This is a genomic window from Pseudomonas sp. DrBHI1 (assembly GCF_002205115.1).
Lineage (GTDB): Bacteria > Pseudomonadota > Gammaproteobacteria > Pseudomonadales > Pseudomonadaceae > Aquipseudomonas > Aquipseudomonas mosselii.
Genome location: NZ_NIBE01000090.1, coordinates 1 through 332, shown reverse-complemented (window position 1 = coordinate 332; position 332 = coordinate 1). Strand labels below are relative to the sequence as shown.

Below are 332 nucleotides of genomic sequence, written 5' to 3'. Positions count from 1 at the left end.
CCGGCATGACCGACGTGCAGCTCGCCCGTGCAACCCTTGGCCACCGGATTGAAATCGGCATCCAGTACATACATCGACAGGTCCGGAATCGCCGCACCGATCGGGCTGCCCGGCTGTTGCGTATCGGCGAAGCGGATCGGCCGGTAGGTCACATGGACCGTGGTCTCGGTGATGCCGTACATGTTGATCAGGTTGTCGCAGTCCTCGCCGAAACGCTCGAACCACGGTTGCAGTGCCGCCACATCCAGGGCTTCGCCACCGAAGATCACATAGCGCAGTGCCAGATCATCAGCACTGTCACAGGCCACCCGCATCAGCGGCTTGAACGCCGA

At 62.0% G+C, this 332-nt stretch carries 1 protein-coding gene; it reads right to left on the bottom strand.

Annotated features, from left to right (window positions below):
- The coding region (locus CC207_RS18280) for an AMP-binding protein (protein WP_143496134.1) at nt 1-332 on the bottom strand (332 nt) is incomplete at both ends.